This window comes from Acinetobacter sp. YH01019 (genome assembly GCF_013420285.1).
GTDB classification, from domain to species: domain Bacteria; phylum Pseudomonadota; class Gammaproteobacteria; order Pseudomonadales; family Moraxellaceae; genus Acinetobacter; species Acinetobacter gandensis.
The window spans coordinates 1-19,741 of sequence record NZ_VOYM01000040.1 but is presented as its reverse complement, the minus strand read 5'-3'; the positions used below and the strand labels follow the sequence as shown (position 1 = coordinate 19,741).

The 19,741-nt window shown below is 39.6% G+C and carries 20 protein-coding genes; 17 read left to right on the top strand and 3 right to left on the bottom strand.

Going from position 1 to position 19,741, the window contains the following annotated elements:
- The first annotated feature begins 11 nt into the window (after nucleotides 1-11).
- The 8 genes from FTT84_RS10355 (at nucleotide 12) to FTT84_RS10320 (ending at nucleotide 11,959) form a co-directional block, all read left to right on the top strand.
- On the top strand, nucleotides 12-1,535 hold the full coding sequence (locus tag FTT84_RS10355; protein ID WP_005005904.1) for a DotG/IcmE/VirB10 family protein: 1,524 nt from the start codon (nucleotides 12-14) through the stop codon (nucleotides 1,533-1,535).
- A gap of 5 nt (nucleotides 1,536-1,540) precedes the next feature.
- Entirely contained in the window at nucleotides 1,541-2,422 is an 882-nt protein-coding gene (locus tag FTT84_RS10350) for a hypothetical protein (RefSeq protein WP_043041531.1), read from the top strand.
- Nucleotides 2,423-2,432: 10 nt separating this feature from the next.
- Entirely contained in the window at nucleotides 2,433-3,008 is a 576-nt protein-coding gene (locus tag FTT84_RS10345) for a hypothetical protein (RefSeq protein ID WP_005005910.1), read from the top strand.
- A gap of 167 nt (nucleotides 3,009-3,175) precedes the next feature.
- Entirely contained in the window at nucleotides 3,176-3,589 is a 414-nt protein-coding gene (locus FTT84_RS10340) for a hypothetical protein (protein ID WP_166135299.1), read from the top strand.
- A gap of 236 nt (nucleotides 3,590-3,825) precedes the next feature.
- Complete coding sequence (locus FTT84_RS10335) at nucleotides 3,826-4,587, top strand: HNH endonuclease (protein ID WP_227557110.1); 762 nt, start codon at nucleotides 3,826-3,828, stop codon at nucleotides 4,585-4,587.
- Between the two features lie 10 nt (nucleotides 4,588-4,597).
- A complete protein-coding gene (locus FTT84_RS10330) occupies nucleotides 4,598-5,800 on the top strand; it encodes a hypothetical protein (protein ID WP_058952613.1) in 1,203 nt (400 codons plus the stop codon).
- Nucleotides 5,801-5,861: 61 nt separating this feature from the next.
- Nucleotides 5,862-9,044 (top strand): hypothetical protein, encoded by a 3,183-nt coding sequence (locus FTT84_RS10325; protein ID WP_058952566.1) that lies wholly within the window; start codon nucleotides 5,862-5,864, stop codon nucleotides 9,042-9,044.
- Nucleotides 9,045-9,166: 122 nt separating this feature from the next.
- Complete coding sequence (locus FTT84_RS10320) at nucleotides 9,167-11,959, top strand: type IV secretion protein DotL (RefSeq protein ID WP_042892356.1); 2,793 nt, start codon at nucleotides 9,167-9,169, stop codon at nucleotides 11,957-11,959.
- Nucleotides 11,960-11,999: 40 nt separating this feature from the next.
- Here FTT84_RS10320 and FTT84_RS10315 read toward each other — a convergent pair whose 3' ends face one another.
- The gene (locus tag FTT84_RS10315; RefSeq protein WP_058952567.1) at nucleotides 12,000-12,185 is read right to left on the bottom strand and encodes a hypothetical protein; all 186 of its coding nucleotides are present in this window, start codon (nucleotides 12,183-12,185) and stop codon (nucleotides 12,000-12,002) included.
- Nucleotides 12,186-12,594: 409 nt separating this feature from the next.
- On the opposite strand from FTT84_RS10315, the gene FTT84_RS10310 reads away from it, so the two are divergent.
- The 9 genes from FTT84_RS10310 to FTT84_RS10270 all read left to right on the top strand — a co-directional run bounded on the left by FTT84_RS10310 (nucleotide 12,595) and on the right by FTT84_RS10270 (nucleotide 18,143).
- Complete coding sequence (locus tag FTT84_RS10310; RefSeq protein ID WP_162900306.1) at nucleotides 12,595-12,768, top strand: hypothetical protein; 174 nt, start codon at nucleotides 12,595-12,597, stop codon at nucleotides 12,766-12,768.
- 86 nt (nucleotides 12,769-12,854) lie between these two features.
- Nucleotides 12,855-13,943, top strand: a complete 1,089-nt coding sequence (locus FTT84_RS10305; RefSeq protein WP_065995116.1) for a DUF6685 family protein — start codon at nucleotides 12,855-12,857, stop codon at nucleotides 13,941-13,943.
- Between the two features lie 12 nt (nucleotides 13,944-13,955).
- Nucleotides 13,956-14,462 (top strand): hypothetical protein, encoded by a 507-nt coding sequence (locus tag FTT84_RS10300; RefSeq protein WP_033917403.1) that lies wholly within the window; start codon nucleotides 13,956-13,958, stop codon nucleotides 14,460-14,462.
- Between the two features lie 157 nt (nucleotides 14,463-14,619).
- The gene (locus tag FTT84_RS10295) at nucleotides 14,620-15,150 is read left to right on the top strand and encodes a hypothetical protein (RefSeq protein WP_033917402.1); all 531 of its coding nucleotides are present in this window, start codon (nucleotides 14,620-14,622) and stop codon (nucleotides 15,148-15,150) included.
- Entirely contained in the window at nucleotides 15,147-15,518 is a 372-nt protein-coding gene (locus tag FTT84_RS10290) for a hypothetical protein (protein ID WP_005005929.1), read from the top strand. The genes FTT84_RS10295 and FTT84_RS10290 overlap by 4 nt, the downstream gene beginning before the upstream one ends.
- 9 nt (nucleotides 15,519-15,527) lie before the next feature.
- Complete coding sequence (locus FTT84_RS10285) at nucleotides 15,528-15,947, top strand: hypothetical protein (RefSeq protein WP_000145713.1); 420 nt, start codon at nucleotides 15,528-15,530, stop codon at nucleotides 15,945-15,947.
- Between the two features lie 5 nt (nucleotides 15,948-15,952).
- On the top strand, nucleotides 15,953-16,405 hold the full coding sequence (locus FTT84_RS10280; protein WP_033917408.1) for a hypothetical protein: 453 nt from the start codon (nucleotides 15,953-15,955) through the stop codon (nucleotides 16,403-16,405).
- Nucleotides 16,406-16,504: 99 nt separating this feature from the next.
- Nucleotides 16,505-17,017 carry a hypothetical protein gene (locus tag FTT84_RS10275; RefSeq protein WP_043041524.1) on the top strand — a complete coding sequence of 171 codons (513 nt, stop codon included), beginning with the start codon at nucleotides 16,505-16,507 and terminating at the stop codon, nucleotides 17,015-17,017.
- Between the two features lie 139 nt (nucleotides 17,018-17,156).
- Complete coding sequence (locus FTT84_RS10270) at nucleotides 17,157-18,143, top strand: hypothetical protein (RefSeq protein ID WP_065995117.1); 987 nt, start codon at nucleotides 17,157-17,159, stop codon at nucleotides 18,141-18,143.
- A gap of 55 nt (nucleotides 18,144-18,198) precedes the next feature.
- Here the strand turns inward: FTT84_RS10270 and FTT84_RS10265 are convergent, their stop codons facing one another.
- Nucleotides 18,199-18,576, bottom strand: coding sequence for a hypothetical protein (locus FTT84_RS10265; RefSeq protein ID WP_057694184.1), 378 nt, complete (start codon nucleotides 18,574-18,576; stop codon nucleotides 18,199-18,201).
- A gap of 13 nt (nucleotides 18,577-18,589) precedes the next feature.
- Nucleotides 18,590-18,952, bottom strand: coding sequence for a hypothetical protein (locus FTT84_RS10260; protein WP_227520106.1), 363 nt, complete (start codon nucleotides 18,950-18,952; stop codon nucleotides 18,590-18,592).
- Nucleotides 18,953-19,741 lie beyond the last annotated feature (789 nt).

The window sequence follows — 19,741 nt, the reverse complement described above, 5'->3', positions numbered from 1 at the left end:
GAGAAGTAAAAATGGATTCAACGAACCAACAAAATAACCCGAATGACATTGAAGAGAATTCTAGTCGTAGCACTGAAGTAGGTACTACCGATGAAACTATTATTTCTGCAAACCAAGTTCATTCAGAAGAAGACCAACCTAAAAAACTGAAAAATACAAGTATTAAAACTGCTAACAAAAAACGTGTTTTTGCAGATACGCGCTTTCGCGTTGTTGCAATTATTGGTTTGGTAGTAGTTGGTGGTTTAGGCTTTTTTATGTTTAACCCAATGGGGAAAAGTGACCAACTAGCTTTAGATAATCAGGTTGCTATTGCTACACCAGAAATCCAAGGACAGGGTACAAATGTTATCCCTCCTGAATACGTAGAATATGAACGTCAAAAACAAGCTGAAGAAGCTGCTCAAGCTGGCAAAAATGGTGAAAGCTATTTACCCGAATTTAAAACAGTTGCAACACAAGATCCAAACGGCGATCTGAACGATCAGAACTTTATTACAGGTCCAAATGGGCAACCTGTAAACGGTTCTGCAAAAGGTGGTACACCAAACATTACGCTTGAACTTGACCAGATGGCCAGAGCTAATATGGCAAATCAAGGTGGTGCTTATGGTGGCGCATTACCTCAACCAACTAGCGGTGGTCTACCACAACAACCACAAGCACAAAACGGTGCTAATCAAAACGCACCGATTTATCAAACTAACTACGCGCAACAATATGAACATGCTTCATCTGCTGCTAATGATGTTGCTAATGTATATAGCCAACAAGCAGCTGCTAATGCAGAACGTAATGTTGCAACGCGTGAATTAAGTCAAACTGCTTTTGTTGATCAACTTGCTGCGTTTTCTAATACAAAGAACAAGGTCAACGGATATTCAACATATAAATATTCACACAACACTAAAGCATCGGAAGGGCAACAAAACCTTGGAAGCTTGAACGTTGCGAAAACGACTAGCGAATCTACTAAAGGACTAGCAATCATTAAAGCTGGTACAACAATGAAAGCGCGTTTAGATACAGGTGTGAATACTGATAAAGGTAAAAACCTATTTGCTACTGTTATTGGCGGTAAATTTAACGGCGCAAAACTTATTGGTACTGTTGGTCTGAATACTGCGGATATTGAATTTAACTTTACCCGTATGTTGTTTAAGGGCGAAGAGTATGCAATCCAAGTACGAGCTTTAACTCTTGGAACAAAACAATCGGGTATGGCTGATAAAGTCCAAAAACACACTTTGCAAAAGCTTGGCGGTATGGTTACTGCTGGAATCTTTGAGGGGTACGGACAAGCCTATCAAAACATTGGTACAACCCAAATCACAAATACTGGCAATGTTGTAAGCACGAAGGAAGAGCCAAACGATAAAGAAATTGCCGGGAACATCATTGGTAACGTTGGTACGGAAATGGCGAACATGGCACGTACATCAACAGTTCGACCAACTACGTATATCGTTAACAGCGGAAAAGTATTTGAAGTCTTTTTTGATGCTGACGTAACAACACCGAAAAGTAAGGGGTAAGCGAAATGTCTGATAATCAAATGACTGCTGAACAGGCAAAGAAAAACCTAAAAGATGCTGAAGGCAAACCCCAAAAAGGCGAAGGTGGTGCGAAGGGTGGTATTCCTCCAAAACTTCTTATTGTTATTGGTGTTATTGCCTTAATTATGATTGGTACTTTCTTTTGGATACAAATGAGTAAACCAAAAGACGTCAGCACGGCAGTTGCTCCAGAACAAACACCAGAATCCATTGATACTGTTGGTCAAGGCATTCAACAAACACAAGCAACATACATCCAAAATCAACAACCTTTAAAGGACAATAGTATTGCTGATGATACGGCGTTCATTGTTGATGAAAATATTGTGTTTAAAGATCCTACCACTGGTCAATACATGATTATGTACAAATCCATGTCGTATCCGATTGATTCTGATCTAGGAAAAGAGGCAATTAGCTTCTATCAAAGTCAGGGTACGAATGCACTTGTTTTATTACACCGTTTGCAAGAAAAAGAGCAAGCGCAAGGGCAAATACAAAACGGCGAACAAACTGCAGTTGCTCAATCAGAAACCAAAATCAAAAATGAACAACTGAAAGCTGAAAATGACGATCTTAAAAACCTTGTTGAATTGCAAGAACAGGCAATTAAGGAATTAAAGACTAGTTTAATCACAATAGCTAAAGACCAGACTAAGCAAAAGGCTTTAAGTACATCGGGATCTAAAACCTTATCAATTCCAAAAGGTGCAAAACGTTTGGATGCTTTTGCGGTTGTAGGCGATCGTGCTTGGATGACAGATTCTCAAAACCATACATATACAGTCTATGTAGGTCAGAAGATGCCAGACAATCGCACGGTCTATGCTGTTGACGAAAACGAACAAGCCATTTGGGTGAAATAAGGAAAATAGCGTGGATGCATTAGATATAGTTAAAGCGATATTAAACATATACGGTCCACTACTAAGCTTTATACGCATTTGCTTTGTTGTAACGGGGTTGGTGATTACTGGCACGGCGCTTTTTGACTTAGTGCAAGCATCATCACCTCAACAAAAGTTCTTTGGTCATGGAATGAAAGAGCCTACCACTGGTGGGGCATTGTTGAAGATTCTTATCGGTGGTGCTTTTGCATCACTTGGATATGACGGATATATCATTGGTGCACTAGGTTCTTCATTGTTTGGTGGTAATGGCATAGAACTTGTAACGGTACAAAGTTACTTGCCTGATGCTGGTGCTAATGATTTAGGTGCATATATCGTTACGGCGGTTGTAGGTTTTACGCAACTGGTAGGGATTATAGCGGTAGCTCGTGGCTTATATGGTTTTGTAGAGAAAATTGATGCTCAAGGCAATGCGACATACCGCAAAGCATGGGTTTTAATTATAACAGGTGTATTATGTGTATACGTTCAGGACGTACACGATGTCTTTGTTAATACCTTTGGAACACAAATAGGAGGAACCTTTTTTACAATATTTTAAACAATCTTCTTAAAATAGGGTGAGAGTTTCTTAAAAACATTGTATAAGATATTGAAGATATTTAACGAGAAGTTTAAAATTAAGCAACTTAAAGCAATAGGGTTTTAAGAATGTTTAATTACAGTGCGGAGATTAGCTCCCGTATATTAAATAAAAGGAAAATGCCAATGGTATCATTAGTAAAACACTCAGTTCGCACTGTAAAAGCGACTGCATTCCGCGCAAAAGTAATGTTTTTAGCCTTTGTTTCTGCATTAATGGGTCAAGTTGCATATGCAAACACTGGCACATGGAACCCAGGTGGTACAGCTTATGGTAAACACAATGCTGGTTCTGATGCGAATGAAATCTTAGGTCGTGGTGAAACATTAGGTCAAAACGTTTATAAATTCTTAATCGTAGTGTTCATGGTGCTTGGTTTAGGCTTAGTTGGTACTGGTTTGTATATGATGTATACATCAGAAGAAGATCAACAAAAGAAAAAGAAAACTGCTTGGATCTGTATTGGTGTAGGTGGTGCGTTATCAATCGTAGGCTTCATCATGTTCTCTGCTGCGAACACTATTACGGGTAGTGCGTAATATAATAATAAATAAGTTTAAAAGCGTGGCTTAGGCTGCGCTTTTTTTATTTTAAAAATAGTATATACATGTTTTAATTAGACCTTACTTAATAGTATTAAGGGGTTTAAGTGAAACATATAAACCGTAAGTTTGGTATTTTAAGACCTATTAACGGCGTAAACGACAAGCAAGAGATACGTCAAGATAAAACTATCCATGATGGTTTTAAAACCAATGAGACAATAAAGCAAATAATGTCTTCACAACCAGCTAAATGCTATTTTTGTGATTTCTATGACGAATACTTTTTAGAGCCACATCACTTAGACGGCGATCATAGCAATCATACGGCTGAGAACATTGTAGCGGTCTGTACGCTATGCCATGCACAAAACCACATCTTTGCACTATCACTGGAAAAGAAAGCTGAAATATGCGTATTGAGTACGAACATACCTCAAGAGATCTTTAATCAATATCAACGTTCATTACTGGTGTTATCGCATAAGTCTGACAACCAAGATCCTGAGCTTGCTAAGTTCGCACGGCGACATCGCCAAAGCTTGCTTGTAGAGCCGTTAAAGCGCCATCAACGCCCTAATCCTACAAAGATGTCTGAAGCAGAATACGCACGTAATATGTTTGAGGATATACAGGCGTTTAATGCGATTAAGACACGAGCCCAAAGCATTGATACCCAACTGTACTTCACGGACATTAAGTTCAACACAATGGCTGAATATGAAGAAGCCAAGCAAGAAGATATGTTGGTAGCGAACGTTGATTACGTAGACCAGCTCCGCAAGTACAAAGAGTGGTATTTGAATGCCATCAAAGAGAACAAAAACTTTTCTTTGTATCAACTCGCAAAAGCTTTGGAAAAGGTATCAGACGAAGCATACGAGAGCTTTAATCTGCCAAACCACTACATAGTATTTTCCCCGAATATCTTTACTGACGAGCAGTATGAGTACTACCAAACACTAGATGTATTTAAGGGTTTGGGTGATAAGTGAGCTCACAAAAATGACAGAATGCTTAGCAGATACCGAATACATAGATATGAGCTTAGAAGAGGTTATATCGGGCATAGTGTTACAGCCATTTAAGCCTGACATAGTGAATGATATAGCGGTATTGGATAGCGTATTTGAGACGGACATATTGAATGATGATGAATACTCATTTATTGGTCCATACATCTACAAACATTGGGAACTTGGGATAGATGCACTACCAAAGGAAACGCACGATCAGCTATCGATATTTCGCTTATGCGTTATAGGTACTGAGGCTTTCAACTTCCTGAACGATTTGTATATACCAACGACACGGGACACTGGCCATACATCTAACACGCTATTGCTACTCCATGTTGTACATATAGCGATAGGGAATCAGACAACAACTGGTGAAGACACAACGGGGCATTTTCAAGATCCACTGATTAAAGCGCTACTGTTGATGAATATCCCCGTTAACAGCGATTGTTTGCTGTTGGATGACACTTTGGTACACCTAAACAAAATAACGGCGCTGAGTGGCTTAGACGTTGAAATACAGGTTAAGCAAAGTGTGAGTGTGAAGCATAAGAAATTACTGAGCACCAACTTTGGATTTGACAATCCATTATCAATTATAAGCGTTTTGGAACAAAAGAAACTGTCTGAAGAACTGACACGCTACTTTCCGATGATACACCTACCAACGTCCGTAGAAGATGCGACAAACCAGATAGATACGGGCAACTTAAAAATGAGTTCGCTGCAAACTTATTGTATATACCAAAACTTAAAGCTATCGGTGTCTAAAGTTTTCCACGAACAGGGCTTATACCAGAACAAAGAGATCTACATAGAGCTTGATAAGGTTCACTTCCAACTTAAAAATACAGGTTCCTTAAACTTCAAGGTGGGTACTTTAGGGGAAAGCCAAGAGGTTTTAGAAACGGTGTTTTGGCAACTGCTTAATAAGGGTTTAGTGTTTGACCTAAATAGTTTTAAGAAGTATGTCGAATTAAAAGAGGACGAAACCGTTAAAACTGATGTATTTACTAATTCAAAAAATGATAATATCCATTTTAACAGTACCTACTATGAACTTTTATTAAGGTTGGTTTTAGATACAAGCTTAAAACCCTCTGTTAAAAGTCTTGAAGACGCAATTCAAAATAAGGATTTCGACAGTGCGATTAACGTTTTAAGAGAATTGCCGTTTTTTAGTGCTTAATGCTTAAAGGCATGTCTAATCAAAGATAGACGTAGAAAGGTGAATTAATAAAGGTGTTTAAATGAGTAAGAAGAAAGCTGAGAAGTCTGGTTATAATAAGACTGGTTACTCCAAGATTGAAATTATATTGATGTTATTCCTACAAAGCATGAAAGCTGACGTAGAGGATTATTGCGATTTAGAAACAGTATCGGACGAACATACGTTTGTCACAAAAACTGGTGCAATGATTACGATCATCGAATATAAGGGGATTAAGAGTTTAATTAGTGGTGATGCATTCAGCCGTCAAATTGGTTTGATGACGAGCAACATGCGTAACTACTTCAAAGACCGTGGACATACGATTCATCTAGCGTTCAAAGTAGACCATGAGACGCCATACGCGATTCATGACTTGAACGTCATGCAAAAAGCGACCACGGCGCGTTGTGCGATGAATCTAGACATCATCATTGATGAAATGACAGAAACCATTTCAGGCGGTGTATTTAACGAAAGCTGTTATATCGCTTTAATCTCTGAGCCAACCTTACTATCGCCAATCGATAAAGCTCAAGACTCAAAAAACCGTAAAAAGCTACTGTCGCAAATTACAATGCCAAGTACGGTCAATGCTCAAGACATGCTTAAATCATCGGACAGCTTATACGTACACCATGAGTCTTTTGTCTCACAATTCTTAAACTCACTCTCAACTGAAGAATTTCCAGCAATCTATGAAGTATTGAATGTTGTTGAAGCTGGTCTAACGATTAAAAAACAAATTGCCTCACATTCAACTTCAGATGACTTCACCTTGTCTGTGCCGATGTTGAATACACGCTTACCGATGCGTTGGAAAGAAATACCATCAGAACATGATGCGTCACACGTTTTGTATCAACCGATCTCAGAACAACTCATGACGAATGCGATCTTACCTGGTACAAGTCAAGGTTCATTCTATCCAGTGGGAAGTGTTATCACTGACGGCGTTGTATATGCGCCATTGATGGTAGATATATATCCAGCTAAGACGAATACGTTTGAAACGCTATTCCGCTTACTACACCAGGCCAAAACGCACGACACTAACGGTAACATCCGTTCTATCCCATATGCGGTGAGTTACTGTATTACTGGTGATGGCATGGCTGGAACCATGATGAAACGCACGTTATCAAGCGTTATTCACTTTATGACGGCACAAAACAAAGCCATTCGTAATGCTGGTAACATTTTGATGGCCACTAAAAATGACCTAGATCAAGTAGACACTGTTGCTGGTCTGCAAATGACCATGATGACATGGGCACCGAATACCGAAGATGGTGTAAACATTCTTGTAGGACGGCGCCAAAAGCTTTGGAAGAGTTTTGAAGCGTGGGGCGGTGCAAAAGTCATGGAACAGGCTGGCGATCCTATTTTGACTTGGGCATCACATATACCGGGCTTGATGGTACGTAATCACGCACCTATTTCACCGGCACCGCTGTTTGATGTGTTCTACATGTTACCGCTGACACGTATTAACTCACCATTCCATAAAGGGCATCAGCTCAACAAAACCTTAGACGGTAAACTGATTATTCTTGATTCGTTCTCAAATGAAGTGACTGTATGGACGACTATTAACATTGGTAAACCGGGTACGGGTAAATCGGTCACAATGAACAAAGGCATGCTTGAGGACATCATGATGCCTGGTAACGAGCGTATCCCGTTGACCTATATTGTCGATGTGGGTGAGTCAAGCCGTGGGTTAGTAGAAACAGTGCAAGATTCATTGCCTGAAGAGCTACGTCACTATGCCATCTATAAGCGTATTAAAAACTCAAAAGAAGAAGCGATTAATCCGCTTGAATTCAGTATGGGCTTACGCTACCCGTTAAACTACGAAATGCGTCAAATGACAGCGTTTTTAAGTTCATTGGTAACACCGCCTGAATTGAAAGGGCAACCAGCCAAAAATACTTCTGACGTTATTGGTGCGGTCCTACGCCGTACATTCTATTTTGCTGATGATACGAATGCTGATCATAAAGCACGTAAGTACATGCGCTTTGCAGATCCAGAACTAGATCGCATCATGGAAAAACACGGACTGATTGAGCCACATTCTGAACAAGGTAAGGATATTTCTTATTACGCTCTACGTGACCTTTTCCATTCTTTGAATGAGATCCGTGGACGCACGTTGGCACACCGTTACGCAATGCCGACTATTGGCGATATGATTGAAACCCTTTCTGATTCATCAATTTTAGATGTTTGGAGTGATGTTCATATTGATAATGAACGAGCACTGGACTTTTTGGCGCATCAGATTATGGCTGCACAAAATACCTATCCAGCATTCTTCTATCACACTAACTTTGACATCGGTAACGCTCGTGTAGCTTCTATCGACTTAAACGAAGTTGCGACATCATCAGATCCTAAAACTACATCTCTATTCTTCCAGATTGTACGGATGTTCATTAAGCGTAAGTTCGCCGTGAGCCGTGACGATATTCCAAAATTCCCACAAGCTTATCGTGAATATGCAACCCAACTGATTAATGAGCTTCTTGAAGACCGCAAAATTATGTCTTATGACGAATTGCACGTTGCGAAAGGCGATCCAATCCTATTAGAAGAATTGGCTGAAGACGCACGTACATTGCGTAAATGGGGTGCTCGTCTTAACTTGGCATCACACAAAGTAGAAGACTTTAAAGACTTGGTTGGCTTTGCTACGGCGTATGTGATTGTCGATCCTGGTACACGCGAATCTCGTGAAGCTATTCGTGACAGTATCGGTCTAACTCAACTAGAAATGGATGCTCTTGGTTCAGGTAACGTAGGTTTCTCAGATCAAGGCTTAACGTACTTCAGTAAAATTAAACTCGAAAAAATGGAATGTTCGGGCTTATATACCGTTTCACTTGGTCCAATCCTTTTATGGTCACTCAGTACACATCCCGATGAACGTGCGCTCCGTAACTACACGTATGACCTTATCGGTGAACGTGGTAAGGCGTTGAAGGTCCTTGCACAATTTTACCCAAAAGGTGCGAAGAACCAGATTAAGACACGGCGTACCATGATTGAGAAAAATGCCAAAAATAAAGGCACGGACTTTGACGAAAACAAAGCAACTGCTTCAGTGATTTCTACCATGGCACAAGAGATGGTTGTTGAATATCAACGCTATGAACTTGAGCAAAACATGAAGAAAAAATTACTGAACCAACGTAAGTCTGAAGCTGTTTCTTCTTAACTCCAATCAGCTATATAGATTTGCGTTAATTGGTATATACATTGAAGTGCTTGGAAATGGGTAAGGTCGTTAAACAACGACTTTGCCTATTATCCTGAAGATAAAAGAGTAGGTCGCAAAGCATGGCTTCTACACAAAAATACGGCACACAAACAAAGTTCAGGCCAAGTTCGCTTAAGCGTGATACACGATCAGGCTTAGAGAAAATCCATTTAAAACTTACAGCGCCAGACGGCGCTAATTATTTGGTTGGCGTTCTTGGTGCTATTGCAGTTATTTTGTTTGTTGTTCCGTTTGGCGGTGAGATATTTATAGGGATCGCGTATTACCTATTAAAACGCTACACACATCCGAATGATTACTTTTTTGAGTGGCCATTCCGTGCGCCGTTGCATTCAAACTCACTGGATGCGTCAACTGACATTACATCACGCGTAAAAGATGACGTACTGGACAATCCAAAAGCCTTTTTGGAATACGCACGTACCAATCGCGATAAGCTACAAGGTGAGGGTGTGACTTACCTTGGTCGTTGCCGTGAAACTGGTCTACCTGTTTATGCATCTAACTCCGATGACCGTACACATCAAATTGTGTTAGGTACTACGGGTTCGGGTAAAACAGAATACATGCTAGGTAACTGTGCCAACCAGTACGTACAAAACTCAGGTTATATCTTTGTAGACGCAAAAGGTGATACCAAGGCTCAACAAGACCACTATCGTTTATGTAACCGCTTTGGGCGTAATGAGGATCTATTAACGATCAACTTCATTACCTCAGGTCGTAACATGCTACGTGCACAAACCGACAAGATGACCAACTCAATGAACCAAATGAGCAACACCAGCTCAGGGATGTTGATTGAATTCTTGATCAACTTGCTTGATGACTCAGGCGGTGGCGGTGGTGACATGTGGAAAGGTCGTGCGATGGCCTTTATCGCCGCACTTACACGAGTTTTGGTCTATCTACGTGACAATGGCTTCATTCAGCTTTCACCAAAAGTATTCACGCAATACATGGAACTTGAAGCACTTGAAGAATTGGTATTTTGTCATAACGATAAATACGGGATTGACTTTGAACGTGTGGCTGAACAACTTCAAGGCTACCTCGTTTCATTACCTGGTTATTCAAGCAACCCTAAAAAGTTAAAGAAACAAGAAACCAAAACCCGTGAGCAACACGGTTATATCACCATGCAGTTAACCAAAGCGATTAACGACTTGACGTTTAACTACGGTCACATCTTTGGTGTAGAGCATGGCGGTGATATTGATATTTTTGACGTTGTACTTAACCGCCGTATCTTAACTGTGCCATTACCAGCTCTTGAGCGTTCACCAGACTCACTCAAAATGCTCGGAAAATTAATCATTGGCTCAATTAAACAAATGATGGCTGGTTCCCTTGGTAACAAAATGGAAGGTTTACGCCGTGCCATTATTGACGCACGACCAACCAACGCCACTACTTCATTTAAGCTATTTTTGGACGAATGGGGCTACATCGTTATTGTCGGTGCTTCGGTTTTACCAGCTCAGGCACGTTCGCTTAACTTCTCTATTACGTTCGGTGCTCAAACATTTGAAGATATTGAACGTGGATCTAAAGAGGAAGCAGCTGCTACATGGGGTAACACGACCGTTAAAGCCATTGGACGTACTACTTCGGGTGCTGAAAGTACAACATACAAATTGGTTGATGGTTTTGCTGGTGAAGAGTGGCAAGGTAAAGTTAACTCAATCAATATGTATCAAGGTCTAGTATTCAACCGTTCGGTACCACAAACAGAAGTCCAGTTTGCCAAAGAAAAACGTGTGACAATTGAACAAATTGCCGGACAGCACAACGGCGAATTTACCTTGCTCATATCAACTAAAGGGGAAGGTGGTAAAACTTCAGACGTTAAAATCGTATCAATGTTGGCGTTCTATGTGGCTGGTGATCAACCCAAGTACTTACGCTTAAATGACCTTTGCCCAATCTTCAATATCCAAAAATCTGAAATCTACGATCCTACTTTAAAAATTGAAGACTTCATTCATGAGATTGAGGAAAAACACACGCTACTGACAGACAACAATTCATCTGCCAATGTCACGGCGCTTGGTGATTTTGAGATCTGCAGAAAGCTCAATAACACCTTGTACGAAAACAACAACACGGTAAAAGACTTTACTCAAGATTTTGTACATCAGATTCTTGAAGCAAGACGTCTTGAATCCATCACACCTGAAGGGATGGCACCTGGTCAAAGAACAGTAATGTCTTCGTCCACGGCGAAAGGTGAAATCTCCAAAGAACAAAAACACCGTGAAAGTATTGTTTCAGCACAAAAAGAAGCAAACATTAAAGACCAGATTATTGAGAAGCGAAAACAGTTCCAGTACTTCGGTAAAGATTCTGACATTTCACCTCAAGTACAAGCTGGTGCTTACAACAATGCGGATCTTGATGCTGAATTTAATATCTATGGTGAACGTATAAGCGAACCTGAACAGGCTCAACAGGAAAGTGATGTTGAAACTGTGACTCGCGCCGTTATCACACCAATGAACCTAGACAGCTACTATGATGAATTGAAAGAGATCCTAACAGGATATGACTTAACCGTTGCGCCAATTACTGAATATCAGCTTGTTCAGATACCACGCCATGTAAAACCTGAAGATCAGACACAATACATTGCGGAAAACAAAGCCAGTCTTGATCAAGCCATCTCACATAGCACTAAAAATGAAATGGAATTCGTAGAACAACAGTATGCAGCTAAGTTTGAAAAAGCTTTGATGAAAAACCCGTTCTCGCACGAATGCGTTACTTTTGAAAAATTGTTGGTGATACTTGGTTCAAAAGGTTCTTCAGCTTCATTACGATCAGGCATTACAATCAAAAAAAAGGATGACTAAACGCATCCATGTAGAAGACATAAGGCTGGTTATCCAGCCTTTAGTTTTTTTGGGTGAGCTGTTTGTACTTAATACGCCTTAATTCATCACTCGGCATGTATTGGGCTATTTCATATTCGCTCTTATACGGCGTTTCATTGAATATGGCCAATAACAACAACTGCGACAGCGGAATGGCTTCAGGCACCATCATTTCGATTAAGCGAAACTTTTCAGACGCATTCACATCAAATGCAACCAATAGCGCCGTATATGGAATGTGGCGATCTGCAAGTGATAAATCGGGGTAAATAGGTTGGTCCTAGTGCTAACGTTTGAAAGTCATACATATTCAAGCAAGAGATAGCTTTAGGTACATTGGATAGGTTCACGGCGTAAGATTCAATGTTTGAACACATATTGGCATCCAGTTTGGTTTTAACCCTAGTTTAGATGCATTTTAATATAATAACTTAGTTTTAACGTGCGTATTCTTAAACATAACTAAACCACTTCTTAAAACCTTGTTTTGTTTTAGGCTTAATCGGTATATACCATTTCATAAAAAGTTTAATGAACTGTGTTTTACCCTTTACAATCCTTAATACATCAATTAAATTGCCCTTAAATCACATCCAATATACAGGATATAGGCAATGACTAAAGAACAGCTAGACGACTTACAAACACTTGGAATGACTGACTATAAAACACGTTTACACGTTAAAGGTGTGCGAATTGTTGAAGTGCAACAGTACTCAAAGTCTGTCGATAACAACGCCGTACAACCACTTGCAACTAATACCACTCAACCGCAATTCTTAAATTAATTTTCCAAAAAAATACTTATAAGCACTTTCTGTATTAATATATCTTTATTAGTTTTAATAAAGCATTAATCAATGGAGTGCTTAAAATGTTAGACACTTTACTTTCGGTATTTTCAGCAAAACATAAGCTTTATAAGAATCTCAAGTTAAAACCCTTTATTGATACCCGTTTAGTCAATTCTGACAGCATCGCCATGACCGATGTTTTCCCTTTTCATCAAATCAAAGATTCTCTTTGTATGACTGGTATATCTCCTACTAATTTTGTACCAGGCAAAAACATTGTTTTGAATCCACATGCCAAAGATAACGATTCCATCAGCTACCTTGGTCAAGATACGCAAAATCATAAGCCGTTCTACATCTCTACCTTTGCTGAAGAATTGGCTGAAGTATTTAATCCGATTTTTGCAGAAATCATTCATCTTGAAACACCATGCTTACTTGACCTATCTGAAATTGGGGGCTTCTCAAATTCCAAGTCGGATTTAAGCCAGTACCGTAGCATTGATGATTTTGTAAAAAACGCATGCCCTGATTACATTAGTGATGTGAGTATGGAAAATTTAGATCGAATGTTGTTATGGCCAGAAATCCGTTTATTGAACTCTCCAGATACAACCACTGATCAATTTTTTATCTATGGCTGGAGTCCTAAGATTTTTGTTCAAAATGCTGGTGGATCACATCACATGGCTGCTGCACATTACTTGGCTAAGAAACTGAGCCAATGTGTGCCGATTCAAGGCAAAGTAAGTTTGAATCTAATCTCAAGTAAAGCACTTCAAAACTTTGATTCAAAATACGCTGCGTTCGCCGTGCCAGATGATGCATTGATTGATATGGGGAATGATTTATCAGAATCAGGGCTTGAATATCAGCTGGTGTTTTTCCGTGAACGTGAAGTTAATTTTATCTTCTTCAAAAAGAATGATCAGAATGCCCGTGTTATTTCGCTATTCAACAATCTGCATGCTTCATTGAATGGTGCATTAAAGTCGGCGGTTCAAGCGCAATTCAAAAATGAAGCACTACTCACAGTCATGAGTGCTAACCTCTCTGATACATCAGAAGATCAATTCTTTAGCACACGACCTCACTTGGCTGAGATCTACAATCACGTTCAAAACGAAATTTGTTTGAGTGGTCCTAAACCGACTAGCCCGACAATCTAAGGGGTAGGGAATATGGATCACCAATCATCAACTACACCACATGCACTCATTCTCGGTCTGACACTTGAACAGGCCATTTCTGTTTTAGCAAAGAAACCCGTTGATGCTACCCACTACAACTATCTTGAAGATGACGAGTACAACACCTACGTCATGATGAAACCTGAGTGGACTAGCCTCAACAAACATGCCTACCTACATGTAGATGGCTTAACCCATGAGCGTAAATGGATGTTTATGCCGAATGCTTTAGGTGAGTACAACTTGATAGAGGGCTGTATTGACCTGTTTGAACTTAACCAGGCCATCGAACAGCAATATCTTGTGTTTGAACAATTCCTGAATAGCCACGGCACACCGTTCCGCAAAGTTGGTGAGAAGTTTTCTTTTGTCACACAACTGCTCTTTGATGCATGGGTGATAGATCCAGAACGTGCGATTCAAAAACTTCATGAGATGAAGGAAACAAAAATCTCATTACAAGTGCCTTTGCTTCATGGGGATAGTCAGCATGATTGATACGCATTGCTCTAGATCAACCGCATCACCACTCGCCATTTGTACGTGGACCTAATCAATCCGCACGGTTCCACTTTTTACGGATGCATCGCATATGCCAAGCGTACCATCCGTTTAGCCACTTCAACTGAAATTGAATTACGGACGGTGAATAACAATGAACATGAATGAAAACATTGCTTCAGAAATTGAAGCTCGTAGCGCTTTTGAAAATAAATACGGCGTGGTCGGTAGTCTGTTGGCCAGTGGCAATTATTCTTCTTGGGTGCATCAGGCGAAATGGGAAGCTTTTCGTGATGGTTGGATGCAAAGTGAAGTAGAAACTAAAAAGTCTATCTATCAAATGCAAACACCAGCCATCAGCGATGACCAATTGGAAGTAGAAAAATTACTGCAGCTGCTTGATGACTTTTGGAATAAGAAATGGGGCGATTGGAAATCATCTGCAGATATGGTGGCGCAAGGTGAGGCAAATGCCTATGAACATGCGAGAGGATTGCTTGAAACGGCGATAAAACAAGATGAAGCCACATGCCAGTGGTTACGCAATCAATTGGCAACGATTCAAACTGAATTGGATGCTTTTATCACATTCGTTAATGAACACCTTGCTTACCATGAAAGTGATGGTCCAGATTTAATGTCGAAGATCCAGAAGCTCAAACATTTGATAAAGGTTAAACCATGATTACGGTTCAAATAGAGATGTGTGGCTTTGGGATTAAACGGCGTTGGGAGTTTGGAGATCCGCGCCGTGCGCCAATTACAGTTTTAGAAATGGGCTTCATTAAGGTTTGTAAAATGCGTGGTGATAGCAAACTGGTTGAGTTCATGAGGGGTTATGCAGACGACAAAGAATTCAACTGGCATCCCAAAGTTCGCATTGCACGTAGAAAAGCAGAACGTAAAGCCTATTCGTACTATGACAACCACTACAAACAGCAGATTAGAGAACTTTTCGATCGCCAAAATGTAGACCGCCAAAAACAATATGAATTGGAACGCCAAAACAAAGCGTTATTGGCTGTTATTGAACTTAAAAAAGAACAATCGTAGGTATATACCATGACGGGAATTGAATATTTTCAGAAGTATGGCTGGAGTCACGCCGTCCAGTCCGTTAGTCGAATTCCAAGTGAATACAACGAATATTCACCAGACCTCAAAACTGTTGTTGTAAACGGCAACTTTCGTTATGCGATGGCTGCGGAAATCAGCAAAAAGAAAACTGAAGTCTATGTTACTGAGCTCAAACAAATCATTGAGAGTGAAAAGCTACTAGAAGACTTCTTTAACTTGAATCTGGTTGGTATAGAAAAAGGCTTAAGTAATGCTAAGCGTGAAATGCAAGACATGGAAGAACAGGGGATTGTTGAATTCAACCATCGTTTTGATGACGACCTGACTTGCACCACGGAACGCATGAAACTTGCCATCGCTCAAATAGACCATCTTTATCAAAACAACATTACAAAAAGTGAGTAATGCCCATGTTAGAAATGTTCCAAAATCAAACCATGCGATATATCTCTATTGCCATTGGCGTGATTAGTATCTTTATATTCCTATACCTACTTAAACTCGGTGAGGGGCTTGTCATTAGCCTTATAGTTGCTGTGTTCATATGTGGTTTGAGTTTATTCAAACTGAAAAACTACTATGAAAAAAATAACCCATACATCAATGCAGAACACCTTGCTTGGCTGTATGGTGAATTGCAAGAATATGACCAGGATCTATTCACAACTGTCAGCAATCTGACCAAGAGTACTGGACGTTTAGAATTGAGCCAGCTTAAATCAATCCGTAACCGCTATGCTTCTTCCATGAACGAAACTCAACTACAAGCATTGGCCAGTGAACATACTGAAGAAAGCAAATATCGCTTAGACCAGTACAACTACTCAATTTATGTGATGGATGAAGTCATTAATCAATATTAATGGCTGTATGCAATCTCTATTAACATCGCCGTGTTATATATCTGCTATACGCGGTATCAAATGTATAAAGAGATATAAAACTATTGAAAGGTTTATAAAATGAACACAACTCTACCTATTCTTATTCATAGCGTTATTGGTGGTATTGGTGAACATCCAGATGCTAAAAAACGAAGCTTAGGATACGGCGCTATCATGCTGTATATACCGATTGAACATATGGTCGGTTCAGGTGTACTTAAGCTGATGATTGATGTGAATACACTGTCGATCTATGCGTCTGAAAATCCTAATTACCTAAAACAACCACATACCATCAATGAAGCTTCTCACTTGTGGAATGCATTGCGCTTTGACAGTGCTTCTAAAGCCAGCCGGAAGGTCATTCATGATAATGGGTATGTTGAGTGTTTGTTTTCCATTCCTATGAAGGTTCTTGAGCCATTTATGGATGCTGAATTGATTCAAAACGAATTAGGACTTCCATACATGGCCATCGATCAAACTGACAAGTCGAAATGCATGCCGATTTGGTATGATGATGTCAGTAAATCTACCAATCAATTTATTGATGGCAACTACAACGATTATCCTGGTGTGCAGGCATCTTAAATTTTTAAGAAAAGTTTTTAGCTTTGATGGTTTATTAATATATTTATATCGACCACATTGGCGATGATGAAGAGAACAGACTCAATATGGCCCGTTTAATGGGCCACATTTATTTTTATAGATTAGGGATGCCAACGGCGTGAAAACAAAAATCATTTTAAACATCATTTTGTGGACCTTAACCGTCCTAACTTGTTTTGCGTGGATTGCCTTTACGTTTATTCAACCAGTTGGCTACACCATGACTTTTCTTGTTATTTTAATCTTGATGACAGTAGTGCTCAGCTGGTGCTTGGCAACACCTTATATTAAGACCAAAGACCGAACCAAGCGACTAGACGAAAACTTTATGCTACTTATGCTCTCTGTTGCTGTTGTTCCATTCCTAATGTTTCTACTGTCATATGGTTTTATATGGTGTTTCAAAACGCTAGAAAAGAAACAGTTCAACCATGACCATATTGCTGCGATGGTACCGGGTAGTAACTTCAATCAACTACAAAAGTTTGCCAAGGAAAACTACAACGCGCCACTTGTGTTAGGTGACTTTAACGAAAGTTGGGCTTTAACTTCCTTAGATATACCGCAAGCTTCTCCAGCTTCATTAAGATCTAGTACAGGATATTGCCTGGTGAATATGTCTAAAACCAGCATGAACACCATGTATAAAGAAGCAAAAACCGATGTAAGCTACAACGATTGGGAAATGCTGATATTAGCGCACGAGTTATCTCACTGTTTAGATCGTGCGACCGATGTGCCTGGTGAACTTGGCCAGCCACTTAAAGCATTAAATTCAATTGCGCCGTCTGATCGGTCCAAAGTAAAGATGGATGATGTATCTACCTTTGTAACCGCTGAAAGTAGCGGTAAAACGCAACTATGGCGAGAATCTTATGCGGATCTGTTTGCGGTAGGTTTTATGTCACTTGATCCAAAATACGATACTGCAGCGTTAAGAGAAAGCCTGATTAAATTACGTGAAAAACGTAAGGCACAAGATCCAACCCATAATTCGGTGTGTTGGTTGCAGTATTCTAAGAGTCAGCCTTTCCCACAAAAAGGTTCGGATGTTTTTTCTTGGGCAAATAACATCAGAATTAAAGCGCCGTGCGAGTTGAAATAACTTGTCTTCAGACAAATTAAAAGCCCGAATTTCGGGCTACTTTTATACCAGCTAATTAACAATAAAAGCCAGGGCTTATAGTTGGTGCAGACATATCATCATAGACGCAATCTATACTGACTGCAGGTTTATCAATGTGGCTAAATAAGCTTGGATTGACCAATTGATTTGTTAGCTTAGATTTTTCTATACTAAAGCCAACCAGTTCAACTTCACAATCACACACGTAATGGAATTTTGCCTTACCGTGCAACACAAATACATTAGGTGACTTCTCATACATCTTGAAGTACTCGGCTTGAGTTTGTGACAATGGAACCTCCAGCACCACAAAGCCATTTGGTACGACAAAAACTGCAGATCCATCATTTACTGAGTAAACGATGGCTTGAACATCAGAAGCACGTTCAAAACCCACACTTTTTTTTATCATTTAGATTACCTTTTTATATTGTAGCGAATGAACGTTGTAAAACAGATTGTAGATCTGCTTCATTTGTAATATTCGCCTCGAGCGCAGCGTTTCGTACATCAGCTAGGTTTAACCAATGGCGGTGCTCAGCTTTAGTTTTTTCAATTTTGTGTGGTGTTCTTGGGTATTCCCAACTCCAGTAATGCTTTTTATAAATCTCCTTATCTTTCACAAGATACGCCTGTATAGATTGACTATCCTCATTAGTTGCATAGCCAACGCCAAAGTAAATATCTAAACCTTGCTTTAGTGCAGTTTGATAATCGGCTTCAAATTGAATAACAAGGGATTCAATCCTAGCTTCATGAGAAAAGATACTAGATAGTTTTAATATCACACGGCTCCAAGTTTAAGGCAATATGCCTCGAGATAAAACCATTATAACGGTCAAAATCCACTAAATTAGTTTATTTAAAAAAAATTTCATTAAAGTTAAACCATTGAAGATTAAAACATACGGCGAAAAACTTAGGTTTTTTATTCAATATTAATCAGACTTACTCAAATTTAGTCTAGATGAACTGGTATTTTTAAAATTAAGGCTGCTTCGCGTTCCCATTTGTGAACAGATTCTCATTTTTGAGAATGAATTATATTTCATTTTTTGACTGACACTGGAACAATTAGCCATAGACGAGTAGGGGGTGGGTAAAGCCATATACCACATTTAAGAAATAACGCCGTAGTGGTGTTAATTCATTGTTAATTGAATATGGTTTGAATTAAGGCTTGATGGAAATGCATTAGTAGAATTATGGGTGCTGAATTATCAAAATTAAGTTTTGGATTATTTTAATCAACTAAAAAAACATCGTTTGCGTTTATAAAGCCAGCAGTTGATCAATTAGCTGATCAACGCAAGGGTATTAACCTTTTTTATGGTTTAAATACTTTTGAGTACGTTCTAATAATTTCGGGATGGTTTTTTCTGCTTCTTCTTGGGTGAGATGCAAACCATAAAATTTATTAGTTGTTCCGTAGCTTTCATTAAGTACTGAATGGGAGTGACGGGCACTGGCTGGCAATGTCTAGCAACGGCAGGCATTTCGGCTGAGGGTAAAAGAACTTTCCGCTAAGCGATAGACTGTATGTAAACACAGTATTGCAAGGACGCGGAACATGCCTC